At 64.4% G+C, this 16,134-nt stretch carries 15 protein-coding genes; all 15 read right to left on the bottom strand.

Annotation, left to right across the window (positions count from 1 at the left end):
- Window positions 1–200 precede the first annotated feature (200 nt).
- The 15 genes from SZ63_RS10195 to SZ63_RS10125 all read right to left on the bottom strand — a co-directional run bounded on the left by SZ63_RS10195 (window position 201) and on the right by SZ63_RS10125 (window position 15,968).
- On the bottom strand, window positions 201–626 hold the full coding sequence (locus SZ63_RS10195) for a PaaI family thioesterase (RefSeq protein ID WP_048184982.1): 426 nt from the start codon (window positions 624–626) through the stop codon (window positions 201–203).
- Between the two features lie 5 nt (window positions 627–631).
- Window positions 632–1,330, bottom strand: a complete 699-nt coding sequence (locus SZ63_RS10190; protein ID WP_048184980.1) for a glycosyltransferase — start codon at window positions 1,328–1,330, stop codon at window positions 632–634.
- Entirely contained in the window at window positions 1,327–2,304 is a 978-nt protein-coding gene (locus SZ63_RS10185; protein ID WP_048184978.1) for a glycosyltransferase family 4 protein, read from the bottom strand. The genes SZ63_RS10190 and SZ63_RS10185 overlap by 4 nt, the downstream gene beginning before the upstream one ends.
- A complete protein-coding gene (locus tag SZ63_RS10180) occupies window positions 2,301–3,614 on the bottom strand; it encodes a protoporphyrinogen/coproporphyrinogen oxidase (RefSeq protein WP_048185007.1) in 1,314 nt (437 codons plus the stop codon). Before SZ63_RS10180 ends, SZ63_RS10185 begins: the two co-directional genes overlap by 4 nt.
- A 147-nt stretch (window positions 3,615–3,761) precedes the next feature.
- A complete protein-coding gene (locus SZ63_RS10175; protein ID WP_048184976.1) occupies window positions 3,762–4,850 on the bottom strand; it encodes an epoxide hydrolase family protein in 1,089 nt (362 codons plus the stop codon).
- 72 nt (window positions 4,851–4,922) lie between these two features.
- Window positions 4,923–6,317, bottom strand: coding sequence for an NAD(P)H-dependent oxidoreductase (locus tag SZ63_RS10170; protein WP_048184974.1), 1,395 nt, complete (start codon window positions 6,315–6,317; stop codon window positions 4,923–4,925).
- A gap of 68 nt (window positions 6,318–6,385) precedes the next feature.
- A complete protein-coding gene (locus SZ63_RS13035) occupies window positions 6,386–6,976 on the bottom strand; it encodes a hypothetical protein (protein WP_048184972.1) in 591 nt (196 codons plus the stop codon).
- Window positions 6,958–7,728: a 4Fe-4S binding protein gene (locus SZ63_RS10160; RefSeq protein WP_048184971.1), complete on the bottom strand. Its 771-nt coding sequence runs from the start codon at window positions 7,726–7,728 to the stop codon at window positions 6,958–6,960. Before SZ63_RS10160 ends, SZ63_RS13035 begins: the two co-directional genes overlap by 19 nt.
- Window positions 7,729–7,752: 24 nt before the next feature.
- Window positions 7,753–8,511, bottom strand: coding sequence for a 4Fe-4S binding protein (locus SZ63_RS10155; RefSeq protein WP_048184969.1), 759 nt, complete (start codon window positions 8,509–8,511; stop codon window positions 7,753–7,755).
- A gap of 293 nt (window positions 8,512–8,804) precedes the next feature.
- Window positions 8,805–9,464: a DUF4332 domain-containing protein gene (locus SZ63_RS10150; protein ID WP_048184967.1), complete on the bottom strand. Its 660-nt coding sequence runs from the start codon at window positions 9,462–9,464 to the stop codon at window positions 8,805–8,807.
- 11 nt (window positions 9,465–9,475) lie between these two features.
- Window positions 9,476–10,321 (bottom strand): EFR1 family ferrodoxin, encoded by an 846-nt coding sequence (locus SZ63_RS10145; protein ID WP_048184964.1) that lies wholly within the window; start codon window positions 10,319–10,321, stop codon window positions 9,476–9,478.
- Window positions 10,322–10,515: 194 nt separating this feature from the next.
- Complete coding sequence (locus SZ63_RS10140) at window positions 10,516–12,102, bottom strand: sodium:solute symporter family protein (protein WP_048184962.1); 1,587 nt, start codon at window positions 12,100–12,102, stop codon at window positions 10,516–10,518.
- A gap of 206 nt (window positions 12,103–12,308) precedes the next feature.
- Window positions 12,309–12,812 (bottom strand): acetolactate synthase small subunit, encoded by a 504-nt coding sequence (ilvN, locus tag SZ63_RS10135; protein ID WP_048184960.1) that lies wholly within the window; start codon window positions 12,810–12,812, stop codon window positions 12,309–12,311.
- A complete protein-coding gene (ilvB, locus tag SZ63_RS10130) occupies window positions 12,809–14,485 on the bottom strand; it encodes a biosynthetic-type acetolactate synthase large subunit (protein ID WP_048184958.1) in 1,677 nt (558 codons plus the stop codon). The genes ilvN and ilvB overlap by 4 nt, the downstream gene beginning before the upstream one ends.
- Window positions 14,457–15,968, bottom strand: a complete 1,512-nt coding sequence (locus tag SZ63_RS10125) for a 2-isopropylmalate synthase (protein WP_048184956.1) — start codon at window positions 15,966–15,968, stop codon at window positions 14,457–14,459. The genes ilvB and SZ63_RS10125 overlap by 29 nt, the downstream gene beginning before the upstream one ends.
- Window positions 15,969–16,134 lie beyond the last annotated feature (166 nt).

Below are 16,134 nucleotides of genomic sequence, written 5' to 3'. Positions count from 1 at the left end.
ACGGTGGTCGAGCTCCGGGCGTTCGCACCTAACGGTGCTCACGCTCCTGCCCTCCGGCCAGTCGCGTTCCGCCCATCGCACTCCCCGTCAGCCCCTCCCCCAATGGCGATATCCACTGGAAATCCGTGTACGAGATCCGTGAGGTACAATGCCCATTAGAGCCTGCACGCTCGGGGACATTTGCCGCATCAAACCCCCCCTCACTCCCGCTTCGCCGTTCCCCCGATCTTGAACCCGACGCCCTCGAACGTTGCGACCAGGCGGTCGCCCGAGTAGACGTCGACGGCATAGACAGACGTCTTCTCCGTCTCCGAGACCATGTACGCGACCGCTTCGAGCGTCTCCCCTGCCGGGACGGAGAAGTAGCGGATGTTTGCGGAGATCGCGATCTGGTCGATCCCCTCCATGTTCGCTGCGATGCCGAAGGCGTGGTCGGCTACGGCGAAGATCGCGCCCCCGTGGGTCGTGCCGTGGGCGTTCCTCATCCCCTCCGTCGGCATCGCCACCCGAACACGGCCGTCCTCGATCGCCGTGACCGCCATCCCGAGCAGCTGTGCGAACTCGCAGGTATCGGAGCGCTGCACAGCCCCGGCATAGGCTTTCGGGATGGATGCGGTCTTCTTCATGGCAGCTACTTGTACTCCCGCTGCGAGTAGGTGGCGCCTTTCGCCTCGCCGCCGCGAAGAACGATGTAGAGCCATTCCCAGAGCGACTTGAGCGTCCCGAACTGCTGGTAGCGCCGCATCGAGAACCCGACTTTCAGGCGGGGGTCGAGACGGACCTTCCCGAGTTTGCGCATCCGCTGCGCGATCTCGAGATCGTCCCCGGCGTCGATGCAGCGGTACATCCCCGCCCGGACGAACGCCTCCCGGTCGAAGGCCGTGTTGCACCCGAGCGTGAAGTAGATCGTCCGGGTGTAGTAGCCCAGGCGCGAAAAGATGTTCGCGCCGAGAAGAGAGAGCCGGTTCCGCAACCCGTCCTCGATCGGGTAGACCGTGCCGTAGAGCTGCACGATATCACGCTCCGCAAAGTTCCTTTCGATCCGCTCCACCCAGTCCCGGGGGAGGACGCAGTCGGCGTCCGTCGTGGCGATGATATTGCCCGTTGCCGCCATCGCCCCGTCGTTCCGGGCTCCGCCCACCCGCTTGCTCGTCTGGATGAAGACCCTGTCCGCAAGGGGTTCGGCCAGTTCCCGGGTCCGGTCCTTCGAGTCTCCGTCGACGACGATGATCTCGTAGGTCTCCCTCGGCACCGTCTGGTCGGCGAGCGACGCAAGGCAGCGCTCGATGTTCTGCTCTTCGTTGTAGGTCGGCACGACTACGGAGATCATCCCTCGATCAGCTCCCGGTATAGTTGTTGATGCCGTTTTGCTATAAGCGTGATGTCGTATTTCTCCGTCGAGGCGCGGGCGCGGGAGGCGCAGCGATGCAGGACCGCGTCGTCGGCGAGGATCTCCCGCGCCTCGCCGGCCTCGGAGAAGAAGAGGACCGAGTCGCCGAAGATCTCGCGGAACTCGTAGATATCCCGGGCGATGACCGGAAGGCCCGCCGAGAGAGCCTCCACGATCACGAGGCCGAACGTCTCCGCGTGGGAAGGCATGAAGAAGATATCCGCCCCGCTGTACGCCCGCGAGATATCGTCGATGACGCCGGTGAAGATGACGTTCTCATGGCACTGGGTCTTGAGCATCTGGATCTTCGCGTAGTCCTTCGAGAACGTCCCGTACGGGAACCCCCCCACCCAGACCCAGGTCATCTCGGGATGCTGGTCCGCGAGTTTGAAGAAGTCGTAGATGCCCTTCCGGGGTGTCTGCTGGCCGACGGAGAGCACCACCCTCCGGTCGGGATCGATCCCGTGTTCGTCGCGGAACGACCTCCTCTTCTTCTTGTCCCGCTTGAAGTACTCCCGGTCGATCCCGTTCGGGATGAGGGTCTTCGGGACATCGGGGACGAGCTGCTCGGTCTCCCGGTGGCAGGGCTCCGATATCGTGATGATGTGGTCGAACTGCCGGTAGATCTTCGGGTATATCTGGTTTATCCTCTGCGAGAAAGCAACGTTCCCCTCGTTCAGGCGGGGTGTCGAGTGGGCGGTCAGGACCGTTGCGCCCTCGGTGAACTTCAGGTGATACATCGCCCACGGCCCGAAGGTGTGGTAGTGGGTCAGGTCGAAGTCGCCGTGGTAGAGGTTGCGGGTGACCTCCATGCCGGGGAGACGGGCGAGGTGGTTATACAGCGTCCTCGCCGCCGTCGCACACCCGATGTAGCGCAGGAACCGGAAGTCCTCGACGAAGATGTTGACCTTCATCGATCCTTCCTCACGAAGTCGATTGCGCTCCGGATGCAGCCGTCCATATTGAGGTACTCGAACTCTGCGAACCGCCCGACGAGGTCGATGCCGCGCTCACGGCAGAACTCCCGGACGATTGCGATGTTCTTCCGGTACTCGATGTCGTAGACGACGTAGGCGAACTTCTCCCGCGCAACGCCGGTGTAGACGACGTCGTCCCGTGACGGGACGAACCCGGCGTCGACGAGCGACGCGACGGTGTGCTCGATGATCCCGGCGTCCGACATCCGGGAGACCGCGTCGCCCTCGTTGCAGGTGATCTCGGCGAGGATCGAGGAGTGGCCGGGAGGGGCGACCTCCGTGCTGTAGTTCGAGGGGAACGATATCCGGTTGAAGAGGCCGGTCTTCTCGTCGGGGACGTAGAGCCACGAAATATCGGGAACCTCCCCGACAAGGCCGACGAAAACCGAGCAGAGCGAGTTGTAGCGGAGGGCGTCGCACGCCGCCTGTACGTCGGCAGGGACGTCGGAAAGGCAGGGGAGCAGGTTCTGGAGCGGGATCGTCGAGATCACCCGATCCGCATGGACGGTCTCCTGGCCGTCGCTGACGGCAAAACCCCCGTCCTCCTCGCGGACGGAGGCGACGGAAAAACCGGTCCGGACGGCCGGAGCGACCGGTTCCGCGATCGCCTTCACAAGCGCCTCGATCCCGCCCGTCACCGGGTAGGAGAAGACCGCCTGGTGGACGTAGCCCTCGGTCTCGATCCCGATGGCCGACCTGATGATATCCTCGACCGGCGGCCGGGGGATGCGCCCCTCCACCCAGTGGTGCGACATCCGGTCGGCCGGGTAGTTCCAGATCTTCTCGTTGTAGGGGAGCATGTAGCACTCGGCGATGCCGCGGCCGAAGGTGCAGGTGATCCACTCGGCAAAGTTCGTCGGCGGCGGGACCTCGCCTTTCTCGACGGCGATGAGGTTTTTTATGAACTCGTTGATGCAGAAGAACCGGTCTTCGTCGGGGAGTTGATACAGCCCGTTCTCGAAGGGATACTTGACGTAGCGGCCTTTATAGAGGATCTTCGTATTCCGCGTCCGCCGGTCGGCGTTCTCGCCGAGGACCGAGAGCATGAACGAGAGGACTTCCGTATCGCGGGAGAAGATGATGTGCGAGCCCCCGGCATCGAACGTGAAGCCCGCTTCAGTCCGCGAGCGGCAGAGCCCCCCGATATTCTCGTTCCGTTCGAGAACGGTCACGTCGTCGTCCTGTTCGTGGAGCAGGCGGGCCAGCGTTATCCCGGTAAGGCCGCCGCCCAGTACCGCCGATTTCACGTTCGTACTGTTTATGCCGAAACCATATATGGTTGACCATCCGTTTCCCCGCGGTTGCCGCATATCGGGGTGAAAATCAGGAGTTATCAGGGCGGGAACGCGGAGGGCGGGTTCTGCCGTGCCGTCCGGCCTGTACGGGAGAACATGCTAAGCATTGCGCAGTTCTCCGACAAAATCCTGAACGTCTTTTGCGTAGAGTTCGGGTTCTTCCCAGGCCGCGAAGTGCCCGCCGCGGGGGAGTTCGGTGAAGCGCTTCAGGTTCACCCTCCGCTCGGCCCACTCACGCGGCAGCGGAGCGTCCCGGGGCGGATGGGCGACGGCCGCCGGGACCGGTGTGCGCCGCCAGGGACCGGAGGCCGCGTGCGCATCGAGGTAGTACCGGCGGACGGACGGGCCGATCGTCCGGGTGACCCAGTAGATCATGATGTTCGTGAGCAGTTCGTCCCGGGCAAGACGCTTCTCGACCTCCTCGCCGGTCGTGCCCGATACCATGAAACCCATGATCCAGGCCGCGAGGCCTGCGGGCGAATCGGCCAGCCCGTAGGCAAGGGTCTGCGGTTTGGTCGACTGGATGATATTGAAGCCGCCTTCGCTCATCCACCACTCCCGAATGTAGTTCGCGAATGCAATCTCGGGTGCCGTGAGGGTCGAAAAGTCCGTCGCCTGGTCCGGGTAGCCGACGTCGGTCAGGTGGATGCCGATCAGGGCGTCGGGGTGGCGCTCCGCGAGGAACCGGGCGACGAGCGTCCCGGCGTCGCCGCCGGCCGCGACGAACGTCCCGTACCCCAGCTCCTCCGTCATCAGTTCGGCGAAGAGGTCGGCGGTATCGCCGGTGGTCATCGGCACGGGGTCGGAGAATCCCTGTCCGGGGAAGGACGGAACGATCACGTCAAAGGAACCGGTCAGCATCGGGATGACCCGGTGATACCGGTAGAACGAATCGGGCCAGCCGTGGAGCAGGAGGAGCGGCACCGGATCGGGCCCCGTGGCACGCTCGTGGATGAAATGGACGCCCACGCCGCCGATCTCCGCCCTGAACTGGGCGAAGTGGTTCAACTCCGCTTCGCGGGCCCGCCAGTCGTAGGAGTGCCGCCAGTAGTCGACAAGGTCTTTCATGTACGCGAGGCTCGTGCCGTACTCCCGGCCGCCACCGTCATCGGGCCAGCGGGTGCGGGCAAGGCGTTGCCGCAGGTCGTCGAGGACGGCCTCCGGAACGGCGATGGTGAAGGGTTGCATGCCCGGGGTGGACGGCCTCCACCCGGTTATACATTTCCCGTGGGGGCCGCCCTTCGAGAGCGCCCGGGCGCGCTACCGCCCGGCCTTCCTCTCCGCGAGAACCCGGCTCGACGCGATTGCCTTTTCGAGCGGCTGGATCATGTAGGCGGGCATATTCTTCACCACGTCCCGCCGGACGGAGGGGATGGCCATTGCAAGAGAGGTCGCCCGGACGCCGATCCTTTTGCCGTAATCCCGGGTGGGGAAGTCGTAGAGCCCGTGCTGCCGGTAATACCGGTCGTCCGCCTTGAAGAACGCCCGCATTCCTCCCCATATCTCGTCCCGGAAGACCTTGTGGCCGGCGACGGCGGGGAAGGTGACCGGTGCGACGTAGCCCCGCTCGGAGAGCCGCACGGAGCGCTCGGCGAGAGCGTGCAGGGCGGCGGCGACATCGCCCCCCGGCTCGCCGGTCACGATCCCGGCAAGGTTGGCCCCTTCCATCACCGCGAGACCGGTGAGAACCTCCCGGAGAGTCGCGAGATGGCCGAGCGGCCCATCCACCAGGTACGCGACCTGCTTCCCCTTGAAGGCCGGCACATGCCCGTTCGAGAAACTCCGGTCGAAGAACTGCTTCCAGGCGGCCGAGAGGAAACGGTCGCGGACGGTTCCGGCCATGACCAGGATATCCGCCGGGACGATGTACTCCTCCCAGAACGCCCGGTAGCCGTCGTCGTAGACGCAGGTGTTCTCGAGGGCGCACCGGCAGCACCCCAGGCAGCCGCCTTTCATCCCGGCGTCCCGGATATCGGCGACCCGGGCGGAGCCCCCATAGCACGCCGCGAGCCCGCCGACCATCGCCGCGAGGCCGGAGCCGGGCTCTCCATCGTGGAGGATGACCACCCGCTTTCCGCGGGTATCGACCGCGGCCGGCGGGGTCGCCGGGGAGCAGGGGGAGGAAGGAGCGGGCAGCGGGGGGTATGCCCGCTGAACCGGGCGCTGCTCTGCAATCGCTTCCAGGAAGTCGGAGAAGAAGAGGACGAGCTGCTCCTGGAACGCCTCCTTCCGGAGATCTTCCATATGGGCCGAGCAGGAGCCGACGTAGCGCATGTCAAGATCGTCGCAGATCCCGTGCAGGTAGTCGTGGGCGGTGTGGTCGAAGTAGTGGATGGAGGTGGTGAGGCTGGCGGCGTACTTCCCAAAAAACGCATCCGCCGCGTTCCGCTCGCCGATCAGTTCGATGAACCGCTTCAGCTGGGCCGGAACCAGCATGACGTAGACCGGGGTCGCCCAGAGCACACCGTCGGACTCCGCCACCGTGGCGAGCAGCCTCTCCCACGCCTCTTCCTGCCGCTCAATCGACCTGATATCCCGCCCTGCATGCACCACGGAGAAGGTGTGCCCCGGAAATGCCTCCTCGAGGAACCGGACATACTGCAGGGTGACGCTCATCTCGCCCTTGGGGCTCCCGGAAATGACAGCGATCCGCATGATCTTGCCTGCTCGCGTTTTATATACGGAACTGAAGCAGGCGGATGGATATACCTTGCGGAAGAGGGTTACGCGGCGGCCCGCCGCCGTATGGCGCTCGCAGCCCATCCTGCGGCCGCAGCGAGGATGAGCAGCACGCTGACCGCGATGAACGTGTACTTGATCGGCGAGATCACGGCGGTGAACGCCGCAACCCCGTAGAGCTCCGCCGGGTAGGCGAGAAGCATCGCGATGACCCCGATGTTCTCGCAGTAGTCGGCGATGCCGGCGACGAGCGGAACGAGGTTGAGGCGCATCCAGGGGCTGCCCTCCGGAAGCCACCGGGAGAGGAGCCAGGATATTGCAACCGCATAAAAGAGCGTATACGCCGGCGGGAAGACGAGGTCGAGCGGCACGATCCGCGTCAGGTAGAACGCCCGCCCGGCGTCCCCGAGCGCCGCAAGCATCGCGTATGCCTGCACCGGCGTGTAGGTGAACTCCATGTCGAGGATCGTAGCGCCGCCCGTGAGCTCTGTGAGTGCGGAAAGGCCGAACGGCCGGCCGTTGATCAGGGCCGCCGAGACGGCGAAGAAGGCGAACGACGCGATAACTGTTCTTCCCGATGAAATCTTCCGGATGGCGGACGAGACTGTATCGATGATCAGGGCCTCCCCCTCCACGCGTAGCCGACGGCCCCCTCCGGGCAGGTGTCGACGCATTCGCCGCAGAGGATGCACTCCGTATTCTCCATCCGCCCATCCCGGACCATGCCGTGGACGTCGAGGCTCATCGGGCAGGCCCGCGAGCACCTCCCGCAGTCCACGCAGCGCTCCGCGTCGGCCGCGAGGCGGAGCGCCGGCCATTTCACGAGGTTCCTGATCTTCCGGCCGATGATCAGCATGACCGCGATCGGGCAGAAGGTGTGACAGAACCCGCGCCTCCCGGCGAGAAGAGCGAATACGGTGATGAATACGATCTGGCCGTAGAGGAGGGTGTATGCGCCCGGCCGGTCGATCGAGATCCCGTTGCCGGTCTGGTAGAACGGGTCAAAGACCCAGAGGCCTCCGGCGGAGTAGACGGCGAGAGCGATGGACCCGAAGATCCCGAGGAAGACGGGGTATTTGAGGTAGTTCAGCCACCCGGCCGTCACCGGCTTTCCATTTATCCGGGCGTAGATCTCCTGCAGGCCGCCCGCGGGACAGAGGTAGCCGCACCAGAGTCTCCCGACAAAGAGCGAACCGATGAAGAGCAGCGTGAACACCAGGAGGCCGCCGGTGGCGATCCCCTGCGACGCACCTTCGGTGATGAGCGGGCAGGAGATGTAGACGAAGGTCACGGGCATCAGCACGAACGAGAAGATGAGGAGCGCTATGCGTATCCTCTGGCGCAGTGCCGACCTGTTTTCGGGTATACTTCCCCGTTCCTGTCCCATAACGCAGTCCTCCGCCGCAGGCGCTCACCGGCCCCCTGCGCCGTAGGTGATCACGCCCTCCGGGCAGGTGTCCGCGCAGGAAGCGCAGAGGATGCACTCGGCGCTCTCCATCCGCCCTTCCCGGACCATGCCGTGGACGTCGAGGCCCATCGGGCACGCCTTCGAGCATTTCCCGCAGTCGATGCAGCGGCCGGCGTCGGCGGCGAGCCGCAGGGCGGGCCAGCCGACGGCGTTCCTGATCTTCCGGCCGACGATCATCAGGACGGCGGTCGGGCAGACGACACGGCAGTAGCCGCGCCGGCCCATGACGAACGCGACGGCGAAGATCATGAAGAAGATGAAGCCCACCATCATCAGTGTGTCGAGGGACGTGATCGAGAACCCGTTCACCGTGCCGTAGAAGGGATCGACCGCGAGGATACCGCCGGCACCGATGAAGAGGTATGCAAGCAGCGAAAGCCAGAGCACCGTGACGCCGTACTTGACCCGGTCACGCCGACCGTCCACCCTGCGTTTCATGACGGGCGAACAGATCTCCTGCCACGCCCCCATCGGGCAGAGCCAGCCGCACCAGACGCGGGAGACGCCGAGCGAGAGGACGAAGAGCGCGGTAAAGAGGAGCAGGCTGCCGGTGGCTATACCTTGAGCCGCCCCCATCAGGATGACGATGGGGGAGATGTAGAAGAGCGTGGCCGGGAGAAGGAGGAACGAGACGATGAGGATAGCCCTCCTGATCGTCTGGCGCGAGAATCGCGACTTCTGTGACAGGGTTTCCTGTGCCATGATGATTTCCTTGCGTTGATCCGATGGTCGTGCGGGTCTCTCACGCCGCCGGAACAATCCATCTGTCATGGGATCTTCCCGTACGGAGGGCTGTGAGGGACCGCACAGCGCAACACTCTTGTTTCTATCAAAGGGATGCAATAACACTTTTGCATGGCGATTAAATCCCTGCTGAGCAACGGCTACGAAAATGAGCGGGCATTCCCGCCCAGAATCCCATTTAACCACCCTGAGGAGGTTTGCCCATCTCGTGAAACCGTCAGCCGCGAACTGTTGCAGGTGAACCGGCCGGGTCACGATACATACGACGCCGCTTTCACCAGCCGCCTGATGTCCCTGAGGCCGATCGTTCCTTTGAAGTAGTTATGTTCCTTGTTGACCCGATCGAGATCGCTGCACAACTCCTCCGGATCTGCAGCTGAAACCGCTTTTGCATCCGTATACCCCGCAGAGACCAGCATCCTGGCCGCTGTGGGGCTTACCCACTGGATTCGCGTGAGATCGGCCAGCGCGTAGATGGAATCGATAAATTCGGCATCGACACCGAGAACGATTGCAGTCTCCTCCCGTTTTTCGGGGGAGGCAAGAGTTTCATAGAGTAAAGCGGTATTCTTCAATCCCCTGCTCTCCAGGTTATCGAGATCCGTCTTCCGGAACCAGTCAAAAGCGCCTACGGGGTGCGCTTTTGGGAAATAACTCTCGATTTCCCGGCGCAGTAGCGTCAGGTACGCCGTGTCGACTCCGGTCTCCTTTGAAAGAGCGGGTATCTTTTTTGGATTCTTCAGAGCCTTTCGGAGATCCGCGAGGGTCGCGAAACCATGTGCTTTTAGCTTCGAAAACGTTCCATCAATCTCTTCCAGGAGAGAAGAGCGGCTCGGGACCAGATCGGTCTCTTCAATCCTCTTCTGCAGGTCGTCAAGCCTTACTTTTTCGGCATCGATGTTGTACGACATAGTTACCTCCTTTACGAACCGTCCGCGGAACCCGTCGCCGGGTTCTCCCGTGCGGCTCCGCCCCCGCGTTGCGCCTCCATATCCGCAACCGTGAGATCCGGGTGCCGGTAGCGTCCCCGGCCCTCGGTCCCGAACATCACGCGGAGCTGGATCGCCTCGACCGGGCAGAAGTGGAGGCAGGCGCAGCAGAGCTCGCACTTCCGGCTCCAGACCGGGCGGTCGCCGGCGAGCGTGATGTTGCTCGCCGGGCAGACCTTTGCACAGGTGCCGCAGCCGGTGCAGGCATCCGATACGGAGAAGCGTTCCCCCGCATCGTGAGCGCCCTTTGCAAGCGATCCGTAGCTCAGGGCGTTCACGAGCCTGGAGAGGAGTGCGAACCCCGGGGAGACGGCCCGTCCGCTCCCGATCGCCTCCGCGATCTCGCCGAGCCGTCTGTCTGCCCTGCCGAGGGTCTTGCCGCACTTCTCCGCCGGCACCGACCGCATGAGCGGCGGGAAGTTGCCGGGCATGGTGACGGCAAACGCGGCGTCGAGCCCTCTCGACCGTCGTTCCCGGAGGATCCCATCGAGCTGGCGGAGTGCCGAGACCCCCAGGCCGCCCATCGTGACGATCGCGAAGGTGTACCCCACCCGCGAGAGGTCGAGCCGTTCCGCGAACCTGGCGACCATGACCGGCACCCCGCAGTCGTAGACCGGGCAGACGATCCCGACCCGATCGGCCGCCGGGGCGATAGTCCCCGGGGTGTTCGCAAGCGATGCGATCGGAATGAGTTCGGTCTCCCCGAGGGATGCGGCGATCTTCCTGGCAGCGGCAAGGGAGTTGCCGGTGCCGGTGAAGTAGTAGATGACGGTCTTCATGGCAACCTCAAGCGACCCGGCTCGATCCGGCCGGCAGCCGACCGTCTCCGAATCGATCCACCTCTCCGCCGGCTGTGTCGCAGTCTATGTGTTTTCTCATGGGGATATGGACTTTGCGAAGGCGATCGCGCGGGCGGACCTGGATCGTTCCCGGCGCGGCGCGAAGAAAAGAAGATGCCGGGAACCCCCCGCCGTCACTGCCGGCGGGGCGAGTCCTGGTCGGCGAGCCGGGTCGCCCCCGGTGCGCCCGGCCGCGGAGCGCCGCGGGGTGACTGGATGAACCAGCCGGTCCGGGTGCCGTCGAGCACATCCGTGGAACTCCGGGCGGTGAGGAGGCTTACGGCGACCATGGCGAGGGTGGAGAGCACGAGCGCAAAGAAGCTGAAGTGCATGGGAAGCGGCGATACGAACTGGTGCCAGTAGCCGAAGGCCGCGGCCGCGACGAGCCCGACCGCCATGCTCGCGATCGCGCCCTCTCCCGTGGCACCGCGCCAGTAGAGCCCGGCAAGCAGCGGGACCGCGAACGTCGCGAGCATCACCCCGATACCCATCCAGATCAGCCACGCAAGCATCGGCGGGGGGTTGATGGCAAGCACGAGCGTGCCGCCGGCCCCGAGGACGATCGCGATCTTCGAGACGAGGAGCACCTCTTTATCGGGCGCCGCGGGGCGGAAGACGTTCTTGTAGATATCCCACGCGAACGATGTGCCGACCGTGAGCATCAGCCGGTCGGTCGTGGACATCACCGCCGCAAGGACGATCACCGCAAAGAGCGCCCAGAACGCCACGTTCGGCATCGCGTGTTCGACTCCCAGGATGAAGGCGAAGTCCTGGGCGTTCACGGCGTCCGGGAGCACCAGCCTTCCCTCCTCGACGAGCGACCGCACGGCAAACCCCGTGAACTTCACGAGGAACATCACGACCGCGTAGATCCCGAACGCAACGAACGGCGCCCACTTGAAGTAACGGGCCTCTTTTGCAGCGAGGACGTTGTTGATGACGTGCGGCGCGCAGGCAAGCCCGACCATCAGGAGAATACCGAACGAGACCAGGAACTCCGGCGTCGCGTAGGCGTAAGACGCATAGGCCGGGCTCGGGAACCAGGGCTCGACGAAGTTCGGGTCGATCCCGGCAATGACCGTGTTGATGTGCTCAAGCCCGCCGGCGCTCGCGATGACGAACGGCGCCATCAGGAGCACGCCGAAGATCAGGATGCCGCCCTGGAAGAGGGTCGTCCAGGAGACGGCGTAGAGTCCCCCGACGACCGTGTAGGCGGTGATGATGATTCCGGCGATGAGGAGCGCCTGCCAGTGGGGGATCGCAAAGAGCCAGACGAGCACGATGCTGATCGCGGCATACTGCCCGACCAGATAGATCAACGAGACGATAATGCCCGCAACGGCCGAGAGCGCCCGGAGCGCCCGCGGACTCTCGAACCGGTCGGCGAGGTAGTCCTGGACGGTCAGGTAACCCCGCTCCTTCCCGATGGCCTGGAGTTTCACGCCGAAGAAGATGATACAGAACGCGGCCGCGAGCGGGACGAAGATCTGCTCCCAGATCCCGGGCCAGCCCGAGTTATAGCCGAACCCGCTGACGCCGAGCAGGGTCATCCCGCTGCAGATCGAACAGACGATCAGGATCGTGAAGACCCAGAACCCGAGCGATCGCCCGGCGAGGATGTAATCCTCGGTGTTATGGATCTTCTTCGAGGCCCAGTTCCCGATGCCGATGAGCACGACGAAGTAGAGCCCGATCAGGACGAACGTCAGGATGTCCGCCATCACGGAGCCTCCCTGAACCCGAGACCCCAGAGAGCGAGCAGTACGAAGACCAGGGCGACGGCGCCGCCCACGATAATTCCCGTATGGAGAGGTAGCCCGAAGAACATACTATGTTAGTGTGTGACATGCTAGCATATAACACAATCGCCGGGGAGGAGGTGATCTTACCCCGATGGAGCGATGACGGTATCACACCGAAAAGAATGTTATTTGGAACTCTTTACGGTCTTTGCGCCCCGAAGGAGCGCAATCTTACCCGTGCGGACGAGTTCCTTGATGCCGTACTGGCGCAGGAGTTTCTCCAGCGCATCGATCTTCTCCGTATCCCCGGTCACCTGGAGCACCAGCGTCTTCGACCCGACGTCCACGACCTGTGCCCGGAAGATATCGGCGATCTGCAGGATCTCGGCGCGGGACGGCCCGGTCTCGGCGGCAACCTTGATCAGGGCGAGTTCCCGCTCCACGCTCTCCCGCTTCGTCAGGTCCGAGACCTTGATGACGTCGATGAGCTTGTTGGTCTGCTTCATCACCTGCTCGACGACGCCGTCGTCGCCGTTCACCACGATGGTGATCCGGCTCATGTTCGGCTCCTCGCAGGTCCCGACGGCCAGGCTCTCGATGTTGAACCCGCGCCGCGAGAACATCCCGGCGACCCGGCTCAGGACGCCTGCCCGGTTCTCCACGAGAACGCTCAACGTATGCGGTTTCATTGCTGGCGCACCCCGATCATCTCGTTGATGGCGGCACCGGCGGGGACCATGGGGAAGACGTTCTCCTCCCGCTCGACCCGGAAGTCCAGGACGAACGGCCCGTCCGTGGCGAGGGCGGTCTCGAGCGCCTCCCGCACACCGGCCTTCTCGTCGACCCGGAGCCCTTCGACCCCGTAGGCGTTCGCGATCTTCACGAAGTCCACCGGCGGCAGCTCCGTGTAGGAGTAGCGGCGGTCGTAGAAGAGTTCCTGCCACTGCCGCACCATCCCGAGGTACATGTTGTTCAAGATCACGACCTTGACGGGGATGTCGTACTGCGCAACCGTCCCGAGCTCCTGGATGTTCATCTGGAAACTCCCGTCGCCGGCGATGTCGACGACCGGGAGGTCCGGCCGGGCGTAATGTGCGCCGATGGCCGCCGGGAACCCGTAACCCATCGTCCCGAGGCCGCCCGAGGTGATCCAGGTCCGGGGTTTTTTGAAGCAGTAGTAGAGCGCGGTCCACATCTGGTTCTGGCCGACCTCGCTCACGACGATTCCATCGCCTTTCAGGAGATCGGAGAGTTGCTCCACGACGTACTGCGGGCGAAGATGGTCGTCGTCGCGGTAACAGAGCGGGTACTGCGCCTTCCAGGCACCGATCCGGGCGACCCAGTTCGCCGTGTCGCCGCGCTTCTGCATCCGCCGGAGGAGTGCCTGGAGAACGGCCTTCACGTCGCCCACGATCGGGACGTCGACCTTCTTGTTCTTCCCGATCTCCGCCGGGTCGATATCGATGTGGATGACCGTGGCGTTCGGCGCGAACGTCTCGATCTTTCCGGTGACCCGGTCGTCGAACCGGACGCCGACGGCTATCAGGAGGTCGCACTCCGTCACCGCATAGTTCGCGGACTGGGTGCCGTGCATCCCGAGCATGCCGAGGCAGAGCGGGTGGTCGCCGGGGACGGCGCCGAGCCCCATCAGGGTCGTCGTCACCGGAATGGCGGCGGTCTCCATGAACTCCAGGAGTTCTGCCGACGCTCCCGAGAGAACCACCCCGCCGCCGGCGTAGACGAGCGGCCGCTCGGCTGTCGCTATCAGGTCGAGCGCCTTGTCGATCTGGCGGACGTGCCCCTGGTAGGTGGGCTGGTAGCCCCGGAGGGAGACCGTCCCGGGGACGGGCGTTCCCTCCTTCACCACACCCGTGCTGACGTCTTTGGGGAGATCGACCAGCACCGGGCCGGGCCGGCCGGTCCGGGCGACGTAGAACGCCTCCTGCACCACGCGGTCGATATCGGCGGCATCTTTGACCAGGTAGTTGTGCTTCGTGACCGGCATCGTGATCCCGGTGATGTCCGACTCCTGGAAGGCGTCGTTCCCGAGAAGGGCGGTCGGCACCTGGCCGGTGAGCGCCACGATCGGGATGGAGTCCATGTATGCCGTCGCGATCCCCGTGACCAGGTTGCACGCGCCGGGGCCGGAGGTGGCAAGGCATACGCCTACGCGGCCGCTTGCACGCGCGTAACCGTCGGCCGCGTGCGCCGCTGCCTGCTCATGCCTTACCAGAATGTGCCGGATCGACGAATCGTAGAGTTCATCGTAGATCGGCAACACCACGCCGCCGGGGTAGCCGAATATGGTATCCACCCCTTCACGCTGCAGCGCTTCAATGAGAGTCCTGGCTCCGGTCTTCATGCTCTTCCCTGAGTAATCTGTTCATCCCCGCGATAACTGCTTCGACGCTTGCCATGATGATGTCGGTCCTCGCGCCCCGCGAGGTTACGGTCTTCCCGTTTCTGCTGAGCTTCACCGATACGTCGACGAGGGCGTCCGTGCCGCCGGTTATGGCATCGACGCTGTATTCGTCGAGCCGTACGCTCCCGACGTCCGCGACCGACCGCTGGAGCGCGCGAATAGCCGCGTCCACCGGCCCGGTCCCGACTGCGGCGCCGGTGATCTCCTCGCCGCGGACGAGCATCGTCACCGAGGCGGTCGGCATCGCGTTGCTGCCCGAGACGATGGTGAACTGGCGGAGTTCGATGCACGGCGTAAACTCGATCTCCATGACGGTATCGGCTATCGCCATGATGTCGGCGTCGGTTATCCGCATCCCGGCATCCCCGAGGAGTTTGATCCGGTCGACGATCTCCCTGAGCTGCGGGCCGTCCGGGGCATACCCCATGTCGTTGAGCGCCGCCTCGACCGCCGCCGACCCCGAGTGTTTCCCGAGGACGATGCGGCGCTTGCGGCCCACCCGCTCCGGCCGGAGCGGCTCGTAGGTGCTCGCGTCCCGCATCACCCCGTGGGCGTGGATCCCGCTCTCGTGGGTGAAAGCCATCTCGCCGACGATCGGCTTGTTGGTCGCGAGCGGAACCCCGGTCAGCCGGGCGACGTGGGTCGAGAGGGGGTAGAGTTCCTCGGTCCTGATCCCGGTATCGACCCCGTAGAGCACCTCGAGCGCCATCACCAGTTCCTCGAGGGACGTGTTCCCCGCCCGCTCCCCGAGGCCGTTGACGGTGACGTGGGCACAGGTCGCCCCCGCCCGGAGGGCGGCGACGGTGGTTGCGAGCCCGAACCCGAGGTCGTCGTGGCAGTGGATGGAGAGCGGGGCGAAGAGGAGCGGGGGTATGATCGCGGCGGCCCGCTCGGGCGTGAGGAGCCCGACGGTGTCGCAGAAGCAGAGCCGGTCGGCTCCCCGCTCCACCCCTTCCCGGAAGACCTCCGCGAGGAACCCCTGGTCGGCGCGGGACGCGTCTTCCCCCGAGAGTTCGACGATGAGACCGCGCTCTTTTGCGTACTCGACGGCGCTCCAGGCCATTTGAGAGACCTCGCCGCGGGTCTTTCGGAGTTTCTTCGCGATGTGGAGATCGCTCACCGGAACGACGAGGTGGACAGAGTCGGCACCGGCATCGGCGGCGAGGTCGATGTCCCCGGGTAGAGCCCGGACGTAGGTGCAGCACTCGGCGGCAAGTCCGGCGGCGGCGATGGCACGGATCGACTCGCGTTCTCCGACGGATGCGGCTGCCGAGCCTGCTTCTATCACGTGGACGCCGACGTCGGCGAGGTGCGTTGCAATCTCAAGTTTCTCGGCCGGCGTGAGAGAGACACCCGGTGTCTGTTCGCCGTCCCGTAGGGTTGTGTCAAAAAAGCGGCTCGATTCACCAAATAAAACAATCACACATAGTGCAATTCACCGTCAGAGAATTGGCGACAGCGCTACTTAAATGTTGGGCATTCGGGGATTCTGGTGCGGAGCAAAATGTTCCGTGGAAAATCTCCCGTCCGGGCGACACGAAGATGTAGGGTTCGTATGACTGGTGATAACCCAAACTCCCCCTTCGCGT

The organism is Methanoculleus sediminis (assembly GCF_001017125.1).
GTDB lineage: Archaea > Halobacteriota > Methanomicrobia > Methanomicrobiales > Methanoculleaceae > Methanoculleus > Methanoculleus sediminis.
This window is presented reverse-complemented; position numbering and strand designations above follow the sequence as displayed.